The organism is Roseburia sp. 831b (genome assembly GCF_001940165.2).
Taxonomy (GTDB): Bacteria; Bacillota; Clostridia; order Lachnospirales; family Lachnospiraceae; genus Roseburia.
On the sequence record NZ_CP135162.1, the window covers coordinates 3,051,667 to 3,070,706 of the forward strand.

Genomic DNA, 19,040 nt, shown 5'->3' on the forward strand with positions numbered 1-19,040 from the left:
ATTTGTAAATAAAGGAATATAGGGAGAGATGAAAGATGAAGTATCGTTTAAAGAGAAGAATCGGAATGATTTTAATTCTTGCAATGCTCGTGGTAATGGTTATCCCAGGTGATATCAGTTTTGCCTCTGCGGACACAGACGGTTTCGTAATTGAGAATGGTACATTGGTTCAGTACATCGGAACTGAGAATGCCATCACGATTCCGGGTGAAGTAACAAGCATTGGAGAAGGAGCATTCCAGAACACAAGCATCACAAGCGTATCGATACCAGATAGTGTAACAAGTATCGGAGTATCCGCATTTGCCGGTTGTACAAACTTAACGAGTGTTACAATTCCGGCAAGCGTTGTCAGCATTGGAACAAGCGCATTTGCACTTTGCTCAGGTATGACAAGTGTCACAGTACTTGCCTCCACCGCAATACCGGCAAACTGTTTTACCGGATGTGGAAGCTTATCCAGTGTGACATTGTCGGGCGGAATTTCTGCGATTGAATCCGAAGCATTCAAAAACTGTTCCGGTTTGACAAGTTTTGCAATTCCGGCAGCAACATCCCGCATTGCGAGTGATGCATTTGATGGATGTACAGAGTTAGTTGCAATTAACGCAGATGCATCAAGCAGCTTTTTTGTAACTTATGACGGATGTCTGTATGGAAAAACGATGCTGAACTTATTAAGATGTCCACAGGGAAAGACAAGCATTAGTGTTTACAGTGGTGTGACCACAATTGCGGGCGGAGCTTTTTATGGCTGTAAAATTGGAACAGTCGTTCTTCCGGCAAGCTGTACACAGATTGCAACAAACGCATTTGAAGGAAGCGATATCAGTACCTTGAAGATTGGTTCAGGTTCTGCAACAATCGGAGACCAGACAGGATGGAACATTTCTGCGATTGAAGTTCCGGCAGGAACAACTGCGGAAGCACTCCAAAGCGGCGGATATGGTGATATTATGACTGTGACCGGTGGTGGCAGCAATGGTGGTAATAACGGCGGAACGAATGGCGACAATAATGGTGGAACCAACGGTGACAATAATGACGGAACCAATGGTGGTTCTGGTAATGGAAACGGCGCAAATGGTGGTACTAACGGAACCAATGGCGGAACGAATGGTGGAACCAACGGCGGTACAACCGGCGGAAGTGGAACCAATGGTGGTAATGTAACAGTATCCGGAACGAACGGTGGAAGTGGTTCTACAAGAGGAACAACCGTAACCGTCAGCGCAGATGGAACAACCGTAACACACGTAAAAGATGACACACCAACAACCGGACCGGCAACAAATGCAAAATGCATTTTCTGTCTTGGTGTTATCTTAATTGGTGTTTACCTTATCTTAAGCAGTAAAAAACAAGAGTATCAGGAAGCAATCTCCCAGTAAATCCTTTTGATACAGATGAGAATAGAACGGTGGGTTATCGTACTAAGATGTATGATAACCCACCGTTTTTGGTGCAGAGCAATTGCCTATCTAAAAATGAAAAAGGTCTTGACAACCTACGCCAGGGAATCTATAATAATTAAGCATGTGTGTTAATAGATACATATCTAGACGCACATTAGGAAAAACTACAGGAGGTGAAAATAATGCCAACATTTAACCAGTTAGTAAGAAAAGGACGTCAGACATCTGTTAAGAAGTCTACAGCACCAGCACTTCAGAAGGGTTACAACTCTTTACAGAAGAGACCTATCGATGCTTCTTCTCCACAGAAGAGAGGTGTATGTACAGCTGTTAAGACAGCTACTCCTAAAAAACCTAACTCAGCTCTTAGAAAGATCGCCAGAGTTCGTCTTTCAAACGGAATCGAAGTAACATCTTACATTCCAGGAGAAGGTCACAACTTACAGGAACATAGTGTTGTTCTTATCAGAGGTGGTCGTGTTAAGGACTTACCAGGTACAAGATATCACATTATCCGTGGTACACTTGATACAGCTGGAGTTGCTAACAGAAAACAGGCTCGTTCAAAATACGGCGCTAAGAGACCAAAAGATGCTAAATAAGATATTGTAAAATATTTTGATTAGCAAACCAATAGTATCACAAAACAGAACTAGAGGTTTAGTGTTGGAATTATTGTCGCTTATGAGATAAAATCCGCACGAACACATTTTAGAAAGACACATTGTGAGTACCGTTGAATTAATCGAAATGAAGTAACTTGCGCAACGAAAATTGCGCTACGCAAGCAAATGCGAAACTTGAGTTTCGTATAGTAAAAAATGATTAAGGAGGGAAGAACCGTGCCACGTAAAGGACATACTCAGAAAAGAGACGTATTAGCAGATCCAATGTACAATAACAAGGTAGTTACTAAGCTTGTCAATAACATTATGTTAGATGGTAAGAAAGGTGTAGCTCAGAAGATTGTATACGGAGCTTTCAAAAGAGTAGAGGAGAAAATGGAAAGACCTGCTCTTGAAGTATTCGAAGAATGCATGAACAACGTTATGCCTGTTCTTGAAGTAAAGGCAAGACGTATCGGTGGTGCAACATATCAGGTACCTATCGAAGTAAGACCAGATCGTCGTCAGGCATTAGCTCTTCGTTGGCTTACAACTTATTCTCGTAACAGAGGAGAGAAGACAATGGAAGAAAGACTTGCAAACGAGATCATGGATGCAGCAAACAATACAGGCGCATCTGTAAAGAAGAAAGAAGATATGCACAAAATGGCAGAAGCAAACAGAGCTTTCGCACATTACAGATTCTAATTTTTTCACAAAGATTGCAATTCAAAATCTGCGAGGCAGATTCTGTGTAAACAGTTTCGGCTTGCAGATTTTTGCATAGTAAGTTAAGGAGGAAAATCCGTTGGCTGGAAGAGAATATCCATTAGAGAGAACCAGAAATATCGGTATTATGGCTCATATTGATGCTGGTAAAACAACAACAACAGAGCGTATTCTTTACTATACCGGTGTTAACTATAAAATCGGTGATACTCATGAAGGTACTGCTACCATGGACTGGATGGAACAGGAGCAGGAAAGAGGTATCACAATCACTTCAGCAGCTACAACATGTCACTGGACTTTGGAAGAGTTTGCAAAACCAAAGCCAGGTGCTTTAGAGCATCGTATCAACATCATTGATACTCCAGGACACGTAGACTTTACAGTAGAGGTAGAACGTTCACTTCGTGTACTTGATGGCGCCGTTGGTGTCTTCTGTGCAAAAGGTGGTGTAGAACCTCAGTCAGAGAACGTATGGCGTCAGGCTGACACATACAATGTACCACGTATGGCATTCATCAATAAGATGGATATCTTAGGTGCAGACTTCTACGGAGCTGTTGATCAGATTCGTACAAGATTAGGTAAAAACGCTATCTGTCTTCAGTTACCAATCGGTAAAGAAGACGATTTCAAAGGAATCATCGACTTATTCGAGATGAAAGCTTATATCTACAATGATGATAAGGGTGATGATATCACTGTTACTGATGATCTTGGTGACATGAAAGAAGACGCTGAACTTTATCACAATGAATTAGTAGAAAAAGTTTGCGAATTAGATGACGACTTAATGATGCAGTATCTGGAAGGTGAAGAACCAACCGTTGAAGAAATGAAAAAAGTATTGAGAAAAGCTACATGCGAATGTACAGCTGTTCCAGTATGTTGTGGTTCTGCTTACAGAAACAAAGGTGTTCAGAAATTATTGGACGCTATCATCGAATACATGCCAGCTCCAACAGACATCCCACCAATCAAGGGTGTTGATATGGACGGTAATGAAATTGAGAGACATTCATCTGATGATGAACCATTCTCTGCTTTGGCATTTAAGATTATGACTGACCCATTCGTAGGTAAGTTAGCATTCTTCAGAGTTTACTCTGGTACAATGAACTCCGGTTCTTATGTATTAAATGCAACAAAAGACAAAAAAGAACGTGTTGGCCGTATCTTACAGATGCACGCTAACAAACGTCAGGAATTAGACAAAGTATATGCTGGTGATATCGCAGCTGCTGTAGGTTTCAAATTTACAACAACTGGTGATACAATCTGTGATGAACAGCATCCAGTAATCTTAGAGTCCATGGAATTCCCAGAACCAGTTATCGAGCTCGCTATCGAGCCTAAGACAAAAGCTGGACAGGGTAAAATGGGTGAAGCTCTTGCAAAACTTGCAGAAGAAGATCCTACATTCCGTGCTCATACAAATACGGAAACTGGTCAGACAATCATCGCTGGTATGGGTGAGCTTCACCTTGAAATTATCGTAGATCGTCTTCTTCGTGAGTTCAAAGTAGAAGCTAACGTTGGTGCTCCTCAGGTAGCATACAAAGAAGCCATCACAAAAGCGGTTGATATTGATAGTAAGTACGCAAAACAGTCCGGTGGACGTGGTCAGTACGGACACTGTAAAGTTAGATTTGAGCCAATGGATGCCAACGGAGAAGAATTATTCAAATTCGACTCTACTGTTGTCGGTGGTGCTATTCCTAAGGAATACATCCCAGCAGTTGGTGAAGGTATCGAAGAAGCAACACAGGCTGGTATCCTTGGTGGATTCCCAGTAGTTGGTGTACACGCTACTGTTTACGACGGTTCTTATCATGAAGTCGATTCTTCCGAAATGGCATTCCACATTGCTGGTTCCCTTGCATTCAAGGAAGCTATGCAGAAAGCAGCTCCAGTTCTTCTTGAGCCAATCATGAAGGTTGAAGTAACAATGCCAGAAGAGTACATGGGAGATATCATCGGTGATATCAACGCTCGTCGTGGACGTATCGAAGGTATGGATGACCTTGGCGGCGGTAAGATTGTTCGTGGATTCGTTCCTCTTGCAGAGATGTTCGGATACTCAACAGACTTACGTTCTAAGACACAGGGTCGTGGTAACTACTCAATGTTCTTCGAGAAATACGAGCCAGTACCTAAGTCCGTACAGGAAAAAGTTTTAGCTGAAAAAAATAAATAATTTTTGAAAAGTTAAGACAAGCATGGTTTTATGTAAACCATTCCAAAACAAATTTAAAAAAATAATAGAGTTTCCGCAAATTGTGGGGACTCTATTAGAAAAATAACTTGAAAAACCTTTGATTTTTTTATATAATCAGAGATAGCCGAGTTATATAAATTCAAAAACTATAGCCCAACAGAGGCATCAATTTAAGGAGGATATTCAAAATGGCAAAAGCTAAGTTTGAAAGAACAAAACCACATTGTAATATCGGTACCATCGGTCACGTAGATCATGGTAAAACAACTTTAACAGCAGCTATCTCTAAAGTTTTAGCAGCTAGAGTTGCTGGTAACGAAGCAACAGATTTCGAAAACATCGATAAAGCTCCAGAAGAAAGAGAAAGAGGTATCACTATCTCTACAGCTCATATCGAGTACGAAACAGAGAGAAGACATTACGCACACGTTGACTGCCCAGGACATGCTGACTACGTTAAGAACATGATCACTGGTGCTGCTCAGATGGATGGAGCTATCTTAGTAGTAGCTGCAACTGACGGTGTTATGGCTCAGACAAAAGAGCACATCTTATTATCCCGTCAGGTAGGTGTACCTTACATCGTTGTTTTCTTAAACAAATGCGATATGGTAGACGATCCAGAGTTAATCGAATTAGTAGAGATGGAAGTTACAGAACAGCTTGAAGAATACGGCTTCAATGATTGCCCAATCATCAAAGGTTCTGCTCTTAAAGCTCTTGAAGATCCAAACGGCGAATGGGGAGATAAAGTTATGGAACTCATGAACACAGTTGATGAGTACATCCCAGACCCAGTTCGTGATACAGATAAACCTTTCTTAATGCCAGTAGAGGACGTATTCACAATCACAGGTCGTGGTACTGTTGCTACAGGTAGAGTAGAAAGAGGTACATTACACCTTAACGACGAACTTGAAATCTTAGGTGTTAAAGATGACGTTCAGAAAACAGTTGTAACTGGTATCGAAATGTTCCGTAAACAGTTAGACGAAGCTCAGGCTGGTGATAACATCGGTGCATTATTACGTGGTATCAACCGTGACCAGATCGTTCGTGGTCAGGTTCTTGCTAAACCAGGTACTGTAACATGCCATCACAAATTTACAGCTCAGGTTTACGTATTAACAAAGGACGAAGGTGGACGTCATACTCCATTCTTCAACAACTACCGTCCACAGTTCTACTTCAGAACAACAGACGTAACAGGTGTTTGCGAATTACCAGCTGGTGTAGAAATGTGTATGCCTGGTGATAACGTAGAAATGACAATCGAATTGATCCACCCAGTAGCTATGGAGCAGGGTCTTACTTTCGCTATCCGTGAAGGTGGACGTACTGTAGGTTCTGGTAGAGTTGCTACTATCGTTGAATAATTTCAATTGATAGTGTCTACAATACAGTAAAATCAAGGCTCTCGAGGTTTTCCTCGGGAGCCTTTTTACATGCTTTTATGTAGTTAAGTAAAATCGAAAAGTTCTAAAAAAGTTCTATTTTTCTATTTTTTTATGCTTTTCAGAGCTTTTTTACGTTCTGAATCCGTATAGGTATTCTTTAACATATCCATCATAGTAAACATTTGCTTACGTCCCTCATCATTGAGAACGTAGTAATCAGACATAAGTTCATGCAGCTTCGTCAATTCATCTCTGCCACAAAGAGAGAGTAATGGGAGCATCATGTTATTTGCGTAGCGTTTAATTTGGCTAGCATCCAAGAGTCCGTTCAAGTTGTCCGGAAACGCAGGGAGTTCCTCGCCTTGCTCAAAAGGGTTATCCTTGCAAATCAGTTTAATATCAATATCTAATACATTGGCGATTCTCAATGCGAAATCGTATCGTACAGAAGAATCTCGCTGAATAATTGAATAAATCGTAGTTGGACTAATATCCGTTTGGCGACATAAATCACGTACGGTCATTCCTTTATCATCAAGTGCTTGTTTTAAATTTTTTCCATATCCCATAATGAGCACCTCCTATACGCAGTATTATACAACAAAAAGTTTTTGTACGCAATTAGTAATTTAATTGTTGACAAATTACGCAAATGGGATTAATATAAATAAAAAAGTACGAAATGCGTACAGAAAGAAAGGAGGAGTATCTATGTTGAGTACAAACTATTTAATGACTGCAGAAGAAGTAGCAGAAAAATTGGATTGTTCCACAGGTCATGCGTATAAGTTAATTCGTTCCATGAATCAGGAATTGAAGAAGCAGGGTTTTTACGTAATCGCTGGGAAAATTCCAAGAGCGTTTGTGGAACAGAAATTCTTTGGAATGACATTGCAAGCACAGTAGAAAGAGAGGTGAGGTAAATGCCTGCATACAAAGATAACGTACACAATACATGGTATTGTATGTTTTACTTCGAGGACTGGACTGGTCAGAAGAAGAAAAAGAAAAAATGTGGATTTAAGACCAAGAAAGAAGCGTTGGAGTGGGAAAGTGAATTTAAGCTTACTGCAAATGCAAATATGGATATGAAAATGGTTGATTTCATAGAGATTTATTTCAGAGATAAGAACGGAGAATTAAAAGACCGTACAAAGAAGAATAAACGATATATGATTGAAAATCGTATTGTACCATATTTTGGAGATTGCAAGATGAACGAGATTACTGCATCGGATATTATTCAATGGCAGAATGAAATGTTGCAGATGAATTTCTCCGATTCCTATTTACGTATGCTTCAAAATCAAATGACAGCTTTGTTTACACATGCATCAAAGATTTACAACTTAAAGAATAACCCATGTAAAAAGGTTAAAAAGATGGGGCGTTCCGATAGTAGGAGCTTAACGTTTTGGACATTGGAAGAGTACGAGAAGTTCCTTGCTTCGATTGATAAGGACTCAAGATATTACGTACTATTTGAAACACTGTTTTGGACTGGTATGCGTATAGGGGAACTGTTGGCACTTACCAAAGAAGATGTTGATTTGAAAAACAATCAAATCAATATTAACAAGACGTTTTATCGTACTGGTGGAAAAGATATTATCACATCGCCAAAAACAGAGCAGTCCATTCGTGTTGTAGAAATACCACAGTTTTTAGCAGATGAATTGAGAGAGTATTTGGAGCATGTATATGAATTACCAGATACAGAACGTATCTTTCCGGTTGGACAAGAAGCGGTTCAGCACAAGTTAAAATATCACGTAGAACAATCTGGTGTTGAGAGGATTAGAGTACATGACCTTAGACATTCTCATGCATCCTATCTTATCAATCAAGGTGTAGAGCCACTTTTGATTAAGGATAGACTTGGACACAAGGATATCAAAATCACATTGAATACCTACGGACATTTATATCCAAATCAGCAGAAAAAGGTGGCGAATTTATTAGATGCAAACAGAACAAAAAAAGAGTCTTAATGGCGGCAACCATAAAGACTCATTGATAACGGAATAACTTCTGTCATCTTCTAACTAAAGATATTATAGCAGAGGTTATTCCATCTATCAATCATTAAATAAAGATTTATGGAAGGAGTAACATGGAAAACTTAAAAATTATCAATATGGCAGATGTGGAAACCAAGAAAGTAGAGTTTCTTTGGTATCCATATATTCCTTACGGGAAGCTAACGATTATACAAGGCGACCCGGGGGAAGGTAAAACAACAGCGGTATTGCAGATAGCAGCACTTTTGACTAAAGGTGAGAAACTTCCGGAGGATGATCAGGAACGTGAACCTGTGAACGTTATCTATCAGACTGCGGAAGATGGATTGGCAGACACAGTAAAACCGAGACTAGAAGCTGCAGGGGCAGATTGTTCGAGGGTGCTTGTCATTGATGAATCAGAGCAAGGACTTAGCATGTCAGATTTACGCATCGAAGAGGCGATAAAGCAGACTGGAGCGAAGCTTGTGATACTTGACCCTATCCAAGCATATCTTGGCTCTGGAGTGGATATGCACCGTGCAAATGAGATACGTCCAGTAATGAAACACTTAGGTGATTTAGCTGAGAAATACAACTGTGCAATCATCCTTATCGGGCATATGAACAAAGCAAGTGGTAGTAAATCTACGTACAGAGGACTTGGCTCTATCGACTTTCAAGCAACTGCAAGAAGTGTGTTGATTGTCGGTAGAGTAAAGGATGACCCTACTTGCAGAGTGATTGCACACGATAAAAGCAGTCTTGCACCGGAAGGACAGTCGATTGCCTTTCGATTAGACAAAGACAATGGGTTTATGTGGGAAGGGCCTATCGAACTGACCGTAGAGGAATTGCTTAGTGGAGAACCAAAGGTTACAAAACTGAAAGCAGCCAAGGATTTTCTAACAGAGTTTCTGTCGGATGGACCAAAGCCTAGTACAGAAATCTTTGAAGCTGCAGAAGTGGATGGTATCAAAAGACGTACGCTATTTACCGCCAAAGAAGAGTTGGAAATAACAGCTACCAAAGTTGGCGACAAATGGCATTGGGGTTTTTGATATGAGTAGGGAAGATTGCAAGAGTGCAAGAATGCAAAGTATATATAACATTGCAATCTTGCAACCTTGCATTCTTGATTTTGGGAGGAACGTATGAAAGAGAAACAAATTCAGATATCACAGAGGCTTTTTATTACGCTCGTAAAATGTTTTGTACTTGATATGGAAGTGGATTGTGAAGAGATAAAGAAAGAACTAAATAGGAAGTTGGATGCTGTGGCATTGCGACAATTATACAGTACATATAAAACAGCTCCAACGGATGCGGAGAAAGAGGAAGCACGCCAAAAATATCTCGATGCAAAAGGAGTACCTACGAGCTTTCGATGGTAGAGAGATTTTCACTTTAGCGATATATAACAAGTACGTGTCACGTACTTGTAAGTATAGTCAAGGAAGAAAGCGGATGGTGTGCGACGACAAAATCATTGGCTTCGGGTATCAGCTTACTGATAGTCGATAGGCAATGATTGCACAAGGGAAGGCTTCGCCTGGGAGTGTAACTCCCATTGAGAATGGGTAAGGCATCGCCAGGGCAACGCCCTATGAGATGCAGTCAAGGCGGCAGCTTTGTGCACTCCGCATAGGAGCGAAATACGACTTGATGTCCGCAGGATGTCAAGTCTGGTATTGAGCCATAACTGTCAGAGCCAGTTATGGACTCACCAAAATTACAGAACAGAGAGGAGGAATTAGATGCCAGCAAGTGCACAAACAGTATCTGTAAGCAGAGGAAAAACTGCAATAGAACATGACCTAAGAGAATATACGCCGAACAATGTTGACCCATCTATGTCGGTATACAACGCAGTTTTGATAAATGAACTCGGTGGGAAATCTCTTGCGGAATATACAAACGAATATATGAAACCGTATATTGAAGAATACAATGCTAAGCAACGTAGAAGTGATAGAATGAAGTCTTATGATTATGCAGCGGACTACATTGAAGAGCAAAATAATATGCAGAAATCGAGACAGAATTACACAGCCGGTCAGCTTGCGTATGAGTATGTAATACAGTTTGGTGACCACCAAACTATGGATGTTAACGAAGTGGTAAAGAAGCCTAAACTTCGTAAGGAAGTGCATGCGATGTTTGAGGAGTTCATTCAATCTTATCAATCATCCTATCCTCATATGAGGATTATTCTTGCTACGGTGCATATGGATGAACCCAAGGGAACACCACATATGCATATCCTAGTTCAGCCGATTGGAGAGGGCTATAAGCAGGGATTATCGCATCAGGTATCACTTACAAAGGCATTAGCTTGTGATGGTTTTGAACGTTCAGAGAAAAAGGGAGACCGCCTATCTATGACAAGATGGCAAGATGATATTAAGGATAATATTATGGAACCGATTCTGGTACGTCATAAATATGCAAGAGCCTATAAGGATGGAGAAAAACAGCATATGCCGGTAGCGATGTATAAAAGAGCAATGGCAGAAAAGGATGCGATTGTAGAAGATGCTAAGGTAGAAGCGGAACAAATCGTAGAGAAAGCTCGTGAAGAGGTCGAAGAATTGGAAGAGGAGAAGGATTATCTAATCAATGGTAATGGAAAAGACTCTGCGTATGATATGCCTTTTGAAGATTGGTCGATTGCAGATTTGAAGTGTGAAAAAGAATTCCTAATAAACGGAGACCCAGACTTTTCGGGAGATATATTCAGGGGTGTTTCAGAATTGGAAGAAAAGCACTCGGAATTAAGAGCTGATATAAAAGACTTGGAGCAAGCAAAGGAAGAAAAGACTGCAGAGGTAGCAAGTGTCGAAGATAGGTATTCAAAGATGTGGGATGAGTATGAGGCGTTAAGAGATGGGTACAAAGATAAGGATGGAAAACATATCTTGGGATATAATGAGCTGGTGCAGCGACATAAGGAGCTACTTCAAGATCCTGCAAGATTATTAGAGACAGAGGAAGGTCAGCAGGTTCTTGAAGAAGCGAAAGAGGAGATTGTAGAGACAGTGCAAAAGAACCTCGTATCCAATATGCTTGGATTTATCAAAAGAGAGATTTTTGACACATTGAAAGAATGGCTTGTAGAACCAATTTACAAAGCTATCAATGAAATGATGCGTGGACATTGGTTTCAGTTAAATGACAATGATAAGAAAATCTTAACCGGAGCAATAGACAGAACAGTTGACCGATTAGTTGATAAGTTGGACATTGGCTCTAAGATAGAGGAGAATGTTTGCGAGAATATGCCAAGTGAAAATCAGATAGAGCAAGAAGTACAAAGAATATACAGAGGGCGAGGAAGATAGAAATCCGAAAGGGTTTCTATTTTTTATGGTATCGTGTATAATAGGGGTGTAAAAAGAACTGTTAAACAGTTCGACAAATTTGAATTTTTCTGTGAGCCACTGCTCGTAAATTCGCATAAGTACTGGATGTTACGGAGCGTAACATCGTTGTCACAGTTCGTATCTTGAGTGTTCCGATATAAGTGTTATACGATGACCTCGCAAACAAAAACAACCACAAAAACAAGAAATTTAGGAGGTCGTTATTATGACATTTGGAGAAAAATTAAGGGAAGCAAGAAAAGAAGTATGTTTATCGCAGGAGCAGTTGGCCGAAAAAATGTGTGTTTCAAGATCGGCAATCGCAAAATGGGAGACAGATAAGGGTATGCCTGATATAAATAATCTTAAGGTTATGTCAAAATTACTTAATGTAAGTGTTGATTATCTTTTAGATAATGAAGAAAAGATTAGCTTTAATGAAATAAAGGAAGCTATTAACATTAATGATTATGAAAAGAATGGCAAATGCAGAGACAAAAAAGACGCGGCTTGCTATGAAAATAATAAAGATGCTAATGCAATATATGCCCTTGTTAGAAATAAGAAGATGACTAAGACTGAGTGGATTATTGATTTTATTATTCAGCCCGGTGTTGTTGATTTACTAGATCAAACTAAAGAGTTTGCAGGATTCTATTTAGTAGAAAAGGGAACAAAGCAGTATCTAGTGAAAGTAACAAATGAATTTATCGTGACAAATGAACTTGCCGAAAAGGTGGAGCCCAAAAAGTTTGTTGTAGGAAATCATCAGTACAAAAAGTTATATCAGATTGTTTAGAAATTGAAGTTTTATCTATGTAAAGGGCCCGATAACTTTCAGTAATACTGAGAGATGAATTTGAATTTATTGAGGAGATATAGAAATGAAGAATCTAACAAAAAAATATCCAGTTGTTACTACACTAATACTAATTTGTTTAGTATTTGCTATTGTTTCTTCCTTTTATGGAAAAATGTATGATTTATTTGCATTTCACTCTAAACCTATTTATATTTGGCAATATATAAGTGGTACTTTTATGCATGGTAGTAAAGAAGCACCGATTTGGTTTTTATGGGTTCACTTAATTTTAAATTGTCTTATGATAATTCCTTTTGGCAGTATATTAGAAAATAAACTAGGTTCAAAAAATACATTTATTGCATTTATTGTCGCTATGATAATATCCTCACTTCTTTTTCAAGTAATAACATTGCCTTATAGTGAAGATATAGTAGCTAGTGGTATATCAGCAATAGGATATGCATTTGTTACTGGTGGAATTATGAATATGAAAGATTTATGGAAAAAATATTCTATTAAAACAAAAGGGTTATATATAATTTTGATTAGTCTATCACTAATAATGCTTTTGCCAATTATTACTGGCTGGATGTCAACTCTTATGCATCTATCAGGTATTATCAGTTATTTTATAGTTTATTTTACAATAAGACATTTTAAAATAACAGAGAGGTAATTACAAATTTCAATTTGTCGAACACTTGAAAATTTCAGTCTTCCGGTGAGATTGAAAGCGCTCATGAATTTGAATTTTCTTTACTTAGGAGGTGTTTGTATATGGCTGATATTGAATTTATTAGATGCTCTGGGACAAATGAAGACTTTATCGAAAACTGTCAATTATTAGATATAGATTTAGATAGGCGAGTAGGAAGAGTTATTAAGAGAGATAAATATAAACAGTATAATCAACTTGATGAGATAAAGGAGGTTGTAGTTGTGTATGTTGATGGAAAAGCCGCTGGTGCTGGAGCGATTAGAGAATATCAGTACGGTGATATCGACAATGCAACCGAGTTGAAAAGAGTATTTGTCAGAGAAGAATTCCAAGGAAAAGGAATAGGAACCAAACTGGTTCTTGAATTAATCGAGTGGGCGAAAGAACTAGGATATAGGAAATTGATTCTTGAAACTGGAGAATTGTTACAAGAATCGTGTCATGTATATCGAAAAGTGGGATTTAATAAAATGGATAATTATGGTCCTTATGTTTCAATGCCAGAATCATTGTGCATGATGAAAGAATTGTAACGGAAAAGAACTCGACAACTTTCAGTCTTGCGGAGAGATTGAAAGCAACAGAAGATTTGAAGTTGATGGAGATATTATGAAAAACATTAAGGTAAAAAAGACAGTATATATTGTACTCGTTATATTAGGTTTGTTCATTGCTCAAACTTTTGCAAGCAAGTTAGGTGGTTTCATTGCTGATTTAATTCAATATGCAGTGATTGATAAAGATGGTACATTTATGAGTATTTCTGTGCATCACATTATTCAGATGATAGTGGCTTTAGTGCTTATTTTTGTTATTAGTAAGAAAAGTGATTTAGAATTTTGGTTAAAGCCGAGGTTAAATAAGAGCGGTATACTATATACGACGATTTTTGATATTGTCATTTTAATGTATGTTCTTATTAGTTATATCGTTGGATATTCACTTAATACAATTGTGCCATACGCATATGAGCTAAATATATCAAATGTTTTAGGAACCTTAGGGTTTCAACTGTTTTTATCAGGAACATCAGAAGAAATTTTGTTTAGAGCACTTCCGATTACTGTTCTTGGTGGAGTGATAGGCAAAGATAAAAAAGGTTATGCATTTATTATTGTAATAGCCTCGGTACTATTTTCTGCTGCACATATCCAATGGACATTGTTTCCTGTTTCATTAACTTTTTCATGGTTTCAGTTGATTTATGCATTTATATTAGGTATAGCGTATGGACTTACATATGTGAAATCAGAAAGTATTATTTACCCCATGATTATGCACGGATTGAGCAATTTCTTTATGGTTGGAATGGGGTATATATTTATGACTGTGATGGACTAATACATAGTTAAGAGCACGCCCAACTTTCAGTTTTCATAAGAATTGTTGCAATAAAAAGATAGACAAATAGAGGTTGATGTGCTAGAGTTTAGATGGCTCCAAAATGGCTCCAATAATTTTGGGAAATAAAAATACATAATGTATGTAGTGCCTAAAAATAGCATAAAATCAACAAAAAGCATGGTAGAAGATAGCGACAAATCCAAAACCGGGAGCGTGAAGGTGGACGTACTGTAGGATCAGGACGTGTTGCTACAGTTATCGAATAATCAATTATTGATAATTCAATAAATTAGCATTTATACAGGGGAAGTGATTTTCACTTCCCCTGTTTTTCTATAAAATTCTATTCAAGTCAATTCAATAACAGAATCATTGTAAACGCACCATAGTCGGTACTAATACTTGATTAGCCGCTCCAAAGAGCGGCGTTGGTTTTAAAGTTGCTTTCTGCATTCCTTTGGTAGCTTGTCTGACCAAGGAAGCAGATCTTCACAAAAACTTGCATCATGGTCATCCATGTGCTTTGGAATCTCTGTCAGAAGATATTCAAAGTAATTATAAGGTTTTAGATCGTTAGCCTTTGCAGTTTCTGCAATGCTGTAAATGATTGCACTTGCTTCTGCCCCTGCGATGGTATCAATCATAACCCAGTTTTTCTTGCCTACACAGAATGGCCGAATTGCCTGTTCTGCCGAATTGTTATCGATTGGCACTTCTCCATCTTCAAGGAATGTTCTCAAATACTTTTCCTGATTCAAGGAGTAAGTAAATCCATTTGCTGTCTTACTCTTCGGCGGAACAGACATGAGATTCTGTTTTGCCCATGCAAAATAAGCATCCACCAGTGGCTTTACAGTCAACTGACGATGTTTCAGGCGTTCATCCGGATTCATGTCCCCAAGCTTGTTCTCCTCGCGATAGATTGCTTGGATTTGCTTCAATGCCAGATATGCAAGAGACATTTTCTGGTTTGCCTTTGGTAGAGCCTTAACAGCCTCATCGAAGCGACGTCTTGCATGTGCCCAGCACCCAGCGATTTTCAGGTCTTCGCGTTCTTTTTCAATCGTATGGTAGACCTGATAGCCATCCGTCAGACAAATTCCTTGAAAATCTTTAAGAAAAGCTCGTGGATGACTGGCATTACGAGATGGTTGGTACTCGTACAAGATGATCTGCTTATTCAGATACATCTTTCCTGTACGGTATACCCACATGTAATGCTTATTTCCGGTAGTTCTGTTTTCTTTTGAAACAAGAACCGGAGTCTCATCTGCTTGTAAGACATGATAGTCATACATTTTCTCGTGCAGATAATCATAAAAGATTGAGAGATATCTCTCTGCACATAGAATGGTCCAATGAGCCATATCCGCGCGATCGATGTTAAGACCCATTCTTTGGAATTCCTGTTCCTGACGATAAAGAGGTGCTGCATTAACATATTTGGCATTCCAAATGCCTGCTAGCAAAGATGGTGAAACAAGACTGTTTCTTAGTAAATAAGCAGGATGATCTGCCTTTTTGAAATGATTGTCCTTTTTAGATTTATACACGCCAACGTGATGTTCTTCGATTTCAATCTTCATTGGGGTAAAACGATAGCGATGGTATACTTCATCTTCAAGCTGATACCAGCCATCTTCTCCGAATTCGTCGATTAACTCGTCTTCCGTCATCTTGTGTTCAACCGGAACGATTGGAAGACCTTTGATGTCAGCAGCGCGTTTCCCCTTTTTCTTTTTACTATGAGGTTTCGATGTTTCTTCTTCCTCTGAGCATTCAAGGGCTGCAACAGCTTCTGCTTCATTAAAATAAACGATATTGCCATCAACCTCTAAGAAGCTGATCTGGTTATCTACATCAAGTTTCTCAGATGACTTCCCAAAACGGTTATTGTTCAATACAGCGACCTGTTCCAACAACAGTTGCAGTTTCCGATCAATATCTTTGAGTTGTGATTGTTGTGCCAAAAACAGTTGAATAAGGGTAGCCTTGTCAAAATTATTCAATTGTTCTTCTGTATATTCCATCGCCATAATGTACCTCTTTTCTAAGGTCTATTATAGCGGATATGGACTTAAATTGCGAATGTTGTTCGTTTCAAAATTCGGCAAATTGCCTATGCCTGTAAGCTCCCACAAGGGATTTGTAGACCTTGTAAATGCAGAGTTTTCAAAACAATGGATATAAATTACAATTACCTAAAAGCGCAATAACACGCTAATAATGCAGAATACTGGACTTACAGATGATTGTAATTACCATATTAGAACCCAGGAATGATGCCCCTGAAATTTCTACCTTTTGCACAATCATTATGCCATATGTTCTGGCGGTCGGATCTCTTGAACCGTTTTCTTTGGAAAAATTGTTAGACCTTCCATGAGCCAACGAAATTGCTGACTGGTAAGTGCTCGTACTTCGGATTCATTTCTTGGCCACACGAAGTTCCCTTTCTCTAGGCGCTTATACAAGAGCAAGAATCCGTCCTTTTCCCACACCAATCCTTTGATTCTGTCAGTCTTGCGACCACAGAAAAGGTAAAGCGTATCAGGAACGTACGGGCTACTTCCTGTTTTGGATTCGATGATAGAAGCTAATGAATCCAAGCCAAAACGGAGATCCGTGTAGCCGCAAACGATATAAATCTGTTTAAAACAAGTGGCATCATTCAACATGGGCAAGCACCCCAAGAACTTTTGATAAAAGTGAAGATGATGTGTTTTCTGTAACACGAAGAGTCACACCATGCGCTGAAAGTTCAATAAATGATTCATCGCACTCTTGATTTGTTTCTGCAAAAGAATAATTACCATTTGTCATTAGATTGGTAGGAACAGGAACAATCGCTTGTTCAACAACCTCGCTTGGAAGCGAATCCAAACAGGCTTTGCGAACCTGAGTCATTCGGTAATAATAGTTTGCGGTGGTAATAGAATGTTCCTGACACCATTCGCTGACAGACATTCCAACAGGCCGATTGTTACAATCTTGAATCATTTGAGCCCATTCTTGTATACGACAATTGCGTGATGCTATAGATGTTTGAGATTTCATAATAGAAGCCCTCCTTGTGTCAAAAAAGTTTAGACTAAACTTTTTAGACTAAACTTTTTTGATGAATATTAATTGTTGGGTCTATTTTCTCAAATTTTCATAGCACAATCTATATACGCACTATGGTGCGTTTACGAATCATTATACAAAACATTTCCCAAAAACATTATTCAATAACAGAATCATTTGATAAATCATTTCTAAAGATATGGTTCATACATAGAGCATAGGAACAAATCCGGGTCAGATTCATTGTCCAAAATTACTCACATCACATACAAATGAACAATTACTGTTTAAAAAGAAAAAAGTATTGTTAAAAAAGTAAAATAAATAGATGAGAGGAGGTTGATAAAATCATTTACTGTTTCATACGATAATTAGAAATTTTAGACAGTAAAATGAAAGAAAACCAATACACGAACTCAAATAATTACTGTTTAAAAGTGGAAGAGGAGAATTTAAACAGTAAAGAAGCGAGATGAGCACAATAAATACTGTTTATAAAGAGAAAAACAAAATTCAAACAGTAAAGATGGCAAGGAAACAGTGTAAAGAAAGATTGCAGTCAGATTTCCATGGAGAAAAAATAAAGGGGGAGGCATTATAGAAGCAATTAGAAAAGAAAGAGAATTATTAGAGAAGACATTACAAAAGGTAAAGAAAGAAGTAGAAATGTTGCCCAAGGGACATTTACAATGCTCTAAAAGTAATGGTATGGAACAATACCTGATAGATGGAAAATATGTAAGTAAAAAGAAAATAGATTGGATAAGAGGAGTTGCTCAAAGAGAGTATTATGAGGATATAATACCGATAATGGAAAATATATTGAAAAGTCTATACTCTGCTGATAAAATTTATAAAAATCAGGCCTTAAATAATAGCTATCAGTCGTTATGCAATGCGTGAAAAAAATTAATTACGCCGTTATTTTTCCCGATTGAGGAGAAGATTGGATCATTTATGACGGAACAATATCCTCCGGGAGAATTCGAGAAAGAGAATCATTCCGAATTTTTTACAGCAAAAGGGGAGAGGGTGCGTTCCAAATCAGAGCTTCTTATTTCAGAGCAATTATGTAAACATGGAATACCATATCGATACGAGAAAACGATAGAGTTGTTAGAATGGAACAGAGTAATCGTATGCAGGCCGGATTTCACAGTGATGAATAGAAGAACTGGGAAAATATATTTGTATGAACATTTTGGAAGGATGGATGATTTCATGTATGTAGAAAATAGTATGAGAAAACTTGACTTATATGAGAAAAATGGATATCTGCTTGGAAAGAATTTAATCATAACCCGTGAAACAATCGCTTCACCACTCAATATTCAAAAAGTGGATTCCTATATAAAAGAGTTTTTACTATAAGATTGTAGGA

General features: G+C 38.3%; 19 protein-coding genes. 15 read left to right on the top strand and 4 right to left on the bottom strand.

From position 1 onward, the window contains the following. The first annotated feature begins 35 nt into the window (after positions 1-35). The 5 genes from BIV16_RS14115 (at position 36) to tuf (ending at position 6,343) form a co-directional block, all read left to right on the top strand. Complete coding sequence (locus BIV16_RS14115; RefSeq protein WP_075680059.1) at positions 36-1,391, top strand: leucine-rich repeat domain-containing protein; 1,356 nt, start codon at positions 36-38, stop codon at positions 1,389-1,391. A gap of 206 nt (positions 1,392-1,597) precedes the next feature. Further along, entirely contained in the window at positions 1,598-2,017 is a 420-nt protein-coding gene (gene rpsL, locus BIV16_RS14120; RefSeq protein ID WP_075680058.1) for a 30S ribosomal protein S12, read from the top strand. 240 nt (positions 2,018-2,257) lie between these two features. Then, complete coding sequence (rpsG, locus tag BIV16_RS14125; protein ID WP_207647541.1) at positions 2,258-2,728, top strand: 30S ribosomal protein S7; 471 nt, start codon at positions 2,258-2,260, stop codon at positions 2,726-2,728. A 100-nt stretch (positions 2,729-2,828) separates the two neighbouring features. Then, the gene (gene fusA, locus BIV16_RS14130) at positions 2,829-4,946 is read left to right on the top strand and encodes an elongation factor G (RefSeq protein WP_075680056.1); all 2,118 of its coding nucleotides are present in this window, start codon (positions 2,829-2,831) and stop codon (positions 4,944-4,946) included. A 209-nt stretch (positions 4,947-5,155) separates the two neighbouring features. Further along, the gene (gene tuf, locus BIV16_RS14135) at positions 5,156-6,343 is read left to right on the top strand and encodes an elongation factor Tu (RefSeq protein ID WP_075680055.1); all 1,188 of its coding nucleotides are present in this window, start codon (positions 5,156-5,158) and stop codon (positions 6,341-6,343) included. Between the two features lie 122 nt (positions 6,344-6,465). On the opposite strand, the gene BIV16_RS14140 is transcribed toward tuf, so the two are convergent. Beyond that, complete coding sequence (locus tag BIV16_RS14140; RefSeq protein ID WP_075680054.1) at positions 6,466-6,933, bottom strand: helix-turn-helix domain-containing protein; 468 nt, start codon at positions 6,931-6,933, stop codon at positions 6,466-6,468. Between the two features lie 142 nt (positions 6,934-7,075). Here BIV16_RS14140 and BIV16_RS14145 point away from each other — a divergent pair, with 142 nt between their 5' ends. The 9 genes from BIV16_RS14145 to BIV16_RS14185 all read left to right on the top strand — a co-directional run bounded on the left by BIV16_RS14145 (position 7,076) and on the right by BIV16_RS14185 (position 14,590). Beyond that, positions 7,076-7,270: a DNA-binding protein gene (locus BIV16_RS14145; protein WP_075680053.1), complete on the top strand. Its 195-nt coding sequence runs from the start codon at positions 7,076-7,078 to the stop codon at positions 7,268-7,270. Positions 7,271-7,287: 17 nt separating this feature from the next. After that, the gene (locus BIV16_RS14150; RefSeq protein ID WP_075680052.1) at positions 7,288-8,355 is read left to right on the top strand and encodes a tyrosine-type recombinase/integrase; all 1,068 of its coding nucleotides are present in this window, start codon (positions 7,288-7,290) and stop codon (positions 8,353-8,355) included. A gap of 122 nt (positions 8,356-8,477) precedes the next feature. Beyond that, positions 8,478-9,425, top strand: a complete 948-nt coding sequence (locus BIV16_RS14155; RefSeq protein WP_075680051.1) for an AAA family ATPase — start codon at positions 8,478-8,480, stop codon at positions 9,423-9,425. 93 nt (positions 9,426-9,518) lie between these two features. After that, positions 9,519-9,758 carry a complexin-2 gene (locus BIV16_RS14160; RefSeq protein ID WP_075680050.1) on the top strand — a complete coding sequence of 80 codons (240 nt, stop codon included), beginning with the start codon at positions 9,519-9,521 and terminating at the stop codon, positions 9,756-9,758. Between the two features lie 363 nt (positions 9,759-10,121). After that, on the top strand, positions 10,122-11,705 hold the full coding sequence (locus tag BIV16_RS14165) for a plasmid recombination protein (RefSeq protein WP_075680049.1): 1,584 nt from the start codon (positions 10,122-10,124) through the stop codon (positions 11,703-11,705). A 247-nt stretch (positions 11,706-11,952) separates the two neighbouring features. After that, entirely contained in the window at positions 11,953-12,525 is a 573-nt protein-coding gene (locus BIV16_RS14170) for a helix-turn-helix domain-containing protein (RefSeq protein ID WP_075680048.1), read from the top strand. An 85-nt stretch (positions 12,526-12,610) separates the two neighbouring features. Then, entirely contained in the window at positions 12,611-13,207 is a 597-nt protein-coding gene (locus BIV16_RS14175; RefSeq protein ID WP_075680047.1) for a rhomboid family intramembrane serine protease, read from the top strand. A 101-nt stretch (positions 13,208-13,308) separates the two neighbouring features. After that, positions 13,309-13,782: a GNAT family N-acetyltransferase gene (locus BIV16_RS14180; protein ID WP_075680046.1), complete on the top strand. Its 474-nt coding sequence runs from the start codon at positions 13,309-13,311 to the stop codon at positions 13,780-13,782. A 76-nt stretch (positions 13,783-13,858) separates the two neighbouring features. Next, the gene (locus BIV16_RS14185; RefSeq protein WP_075680045.1) at positions 13,859-14,590 is read left to right on the top strand and encodes a CPBP family intramembrane glutamic endopeptidase; all 732 of its coding nucleotides are present in this window, start codon (positions 13,859-13,861) and stop codon (positions 14,588-14,590) included. A gap of 437 nt (positions 14,591-15,027) precedes the next feature. Here the strand turns inward: BIV16_RS14185 and tnpC are convergent, their stop codons facing one another. From tnpC to BIV16_RS14200, 3 genes are all read right to left on the bottom strand, one after another. Further along, a complete protein-coding gene (gene tnpC, locus BIV16_RS14190) occupies positions 15,028-16,629 on the bottom strand; it encodes an IS66 family transposase (RefSeq protein WP_075680494.1) in 1,602 nt (533 codons plus the stop codon). A 279-nt stretch (positions 16,630-16,908) separates the two neighbouring features. Continuing rightward, the gene (tnpB, locus tag BIV16_RS14195; protein WP_075680044.1) at positions 16,909-17,271 is read right to left on the bottom strand and encodes an IS66 family insertion sequence element accessory protein TnpB; all 363 of its coding nucleotides are present in this window, start codon (positions 17,269-17,271) and stop codon (positions 16,909-16,911) included. Beyond that, complete coding sequence (locus tag BIV16_RS14200; RefSeq protein WP_075680043.1) at positions 17,261-17,650, bottom strand: hypothetical protein; 390 nt, start codon at positions 17,648-17,650, stop codon at positions 17,261-17,263. The genes tnpB and BIV16_RS14200 overlap by 11 nt, the downstream gene beginning before the upstream one ends. Positions 17,651-18,616: 966 nt before the next feature. On the opposite strand from BIV16_RS14200, the gene BIV16_RS14205 reads away from it, so the two are divergent. Next, positions 18,617-19,030: a hypothetical protein gene (locus BIV16_RS14205; protein ID WP_075680041.1), complete on the top strand. Its 414-nt coding sequence runs from the start codon at positions 18,617-18,619 to the stop codon at positions 19,028-19,030. Positions 19,031-19,040 lie beyond the last annotated feature (10 nt).

Excerpts from the sequence above, each read along its gene's own strand:
- BIV16_RS14205 (WP_075680041.1), top strand. The coding sequence starts at position 18,617 with ATGACGGAACAATATCCTCCGGGAGAATTCGAGAAAGAGAATCATTCC.
- BIV16_RS14140 (WP_075680054.1), bottom strand. The coding sequence starts at position 6,933 with ATGGGATATGGAAAAAATTTAAAACAAGCACTTGATGATAAAGGAATG.
- BIV16_RS14155 (WP_075680051.1), top strand. The coding sequence starts at position 8,478 with ATGGAAAACTTAAAAATTATCAATATGGCAGATGTGGAAACCAAGAAA.
- rpsL (WP_075680058.1), top strand. The coding sequence starts at position 1,598 with ATGCCAACATTTAACCAGTTAGTAAGAAAAGGACGTCAGACATCTGTT.
- tuf (WP_075680055.1), top strand. The coding sequence starts at position 5,156 with ATGGCAAAAGCTAAGTTTGAAAGAACAAAACCACATTGTAATATCGGT.
- BIV16_RS14145 (WP_075680053.1), top strand. The coding sequence starts at position 7,076 with ATGTTGAGTACAAACTATTTAATGACTGCAGAAGAAGTAGCAGAAAAA.
- BIV16_RS14150 (WP_075680052.1), top strand. The coding sequence starts at position 7,288 with ATGCCTGCATACAAAGATAACGTACACAATACATGGTATTGTATGTTT.
- BIV16_RS14170 (WP_075680048.1), top strand. The coding sequence starts at position 11,953 with ATGACATTTGGAGAAAAATTAAGGGAAGCAAGAAAAGAAGTATGTTTA.
- BIV16_RS14160 (WP_075680050.1), top strand. The coding sequence starts at position 9,519 with ATGAAAGAGAAACAAATTCAGATATCACAGAGGCTTTTTATTACGCTC.
- BIV16_RS14165 (WP_075680049.1), top strand. The coding sequence starts at position 10,122 with ATGCCAGCAAGTGCACAAACAGTATCTGTAAGCAGAGGAAAAACTGCA.
- BIV16_RS14200 (WP_075680043.1), bottom strand. The coding sequence starts at position 17,650 with ATGAAATCTCAAACATCTATAGCATCACGCAATTGTCGTATACAAGAA.
- tnpB (WP_075680044.1), bottom strand. The coding sequence starts at position 17,271 with ATGTTGAATGATGCCACTTGTTTTAAACAGATTTATATCGTTTGCGGC.
- tnpC (WP_075680494.1), bottom strand. The coding sequence starts at position 16,629 with ATGGCGATGGAATATACAGAAGAACAATTGAATAATTTTGACAAGGCT.
- BIV16_RS14185 (WP_075680045.1), top strand. The coding sequence starts at position 13,859 with ATGAAAAACATTAAGGTAAAAAAGACAGTATATATTGTACTCGTTATA.
- BIV16_RS14180 (WP_075680046.1), top strand. The coding sequence starts at position 13,309 with ATGGCTGATATTGAATTTATTAGATGCTCTGGGACAAATGAAGACTTT.
- BIV16_RS14175 (WP_075680047.1), top strand. The coding sequence starts at position 12,611 with ATGAAGAATCTAACAAAAAAATATCCAGTTGTTACTACACTAATACTA.
- BIV16_RS14115 (WP_075680059.1), top strand. The coding sequence starts at position 36 with ATGAAGTATCGTTTAAAGAGAAGAATCGGAATGATTTTAATTCTTGCA.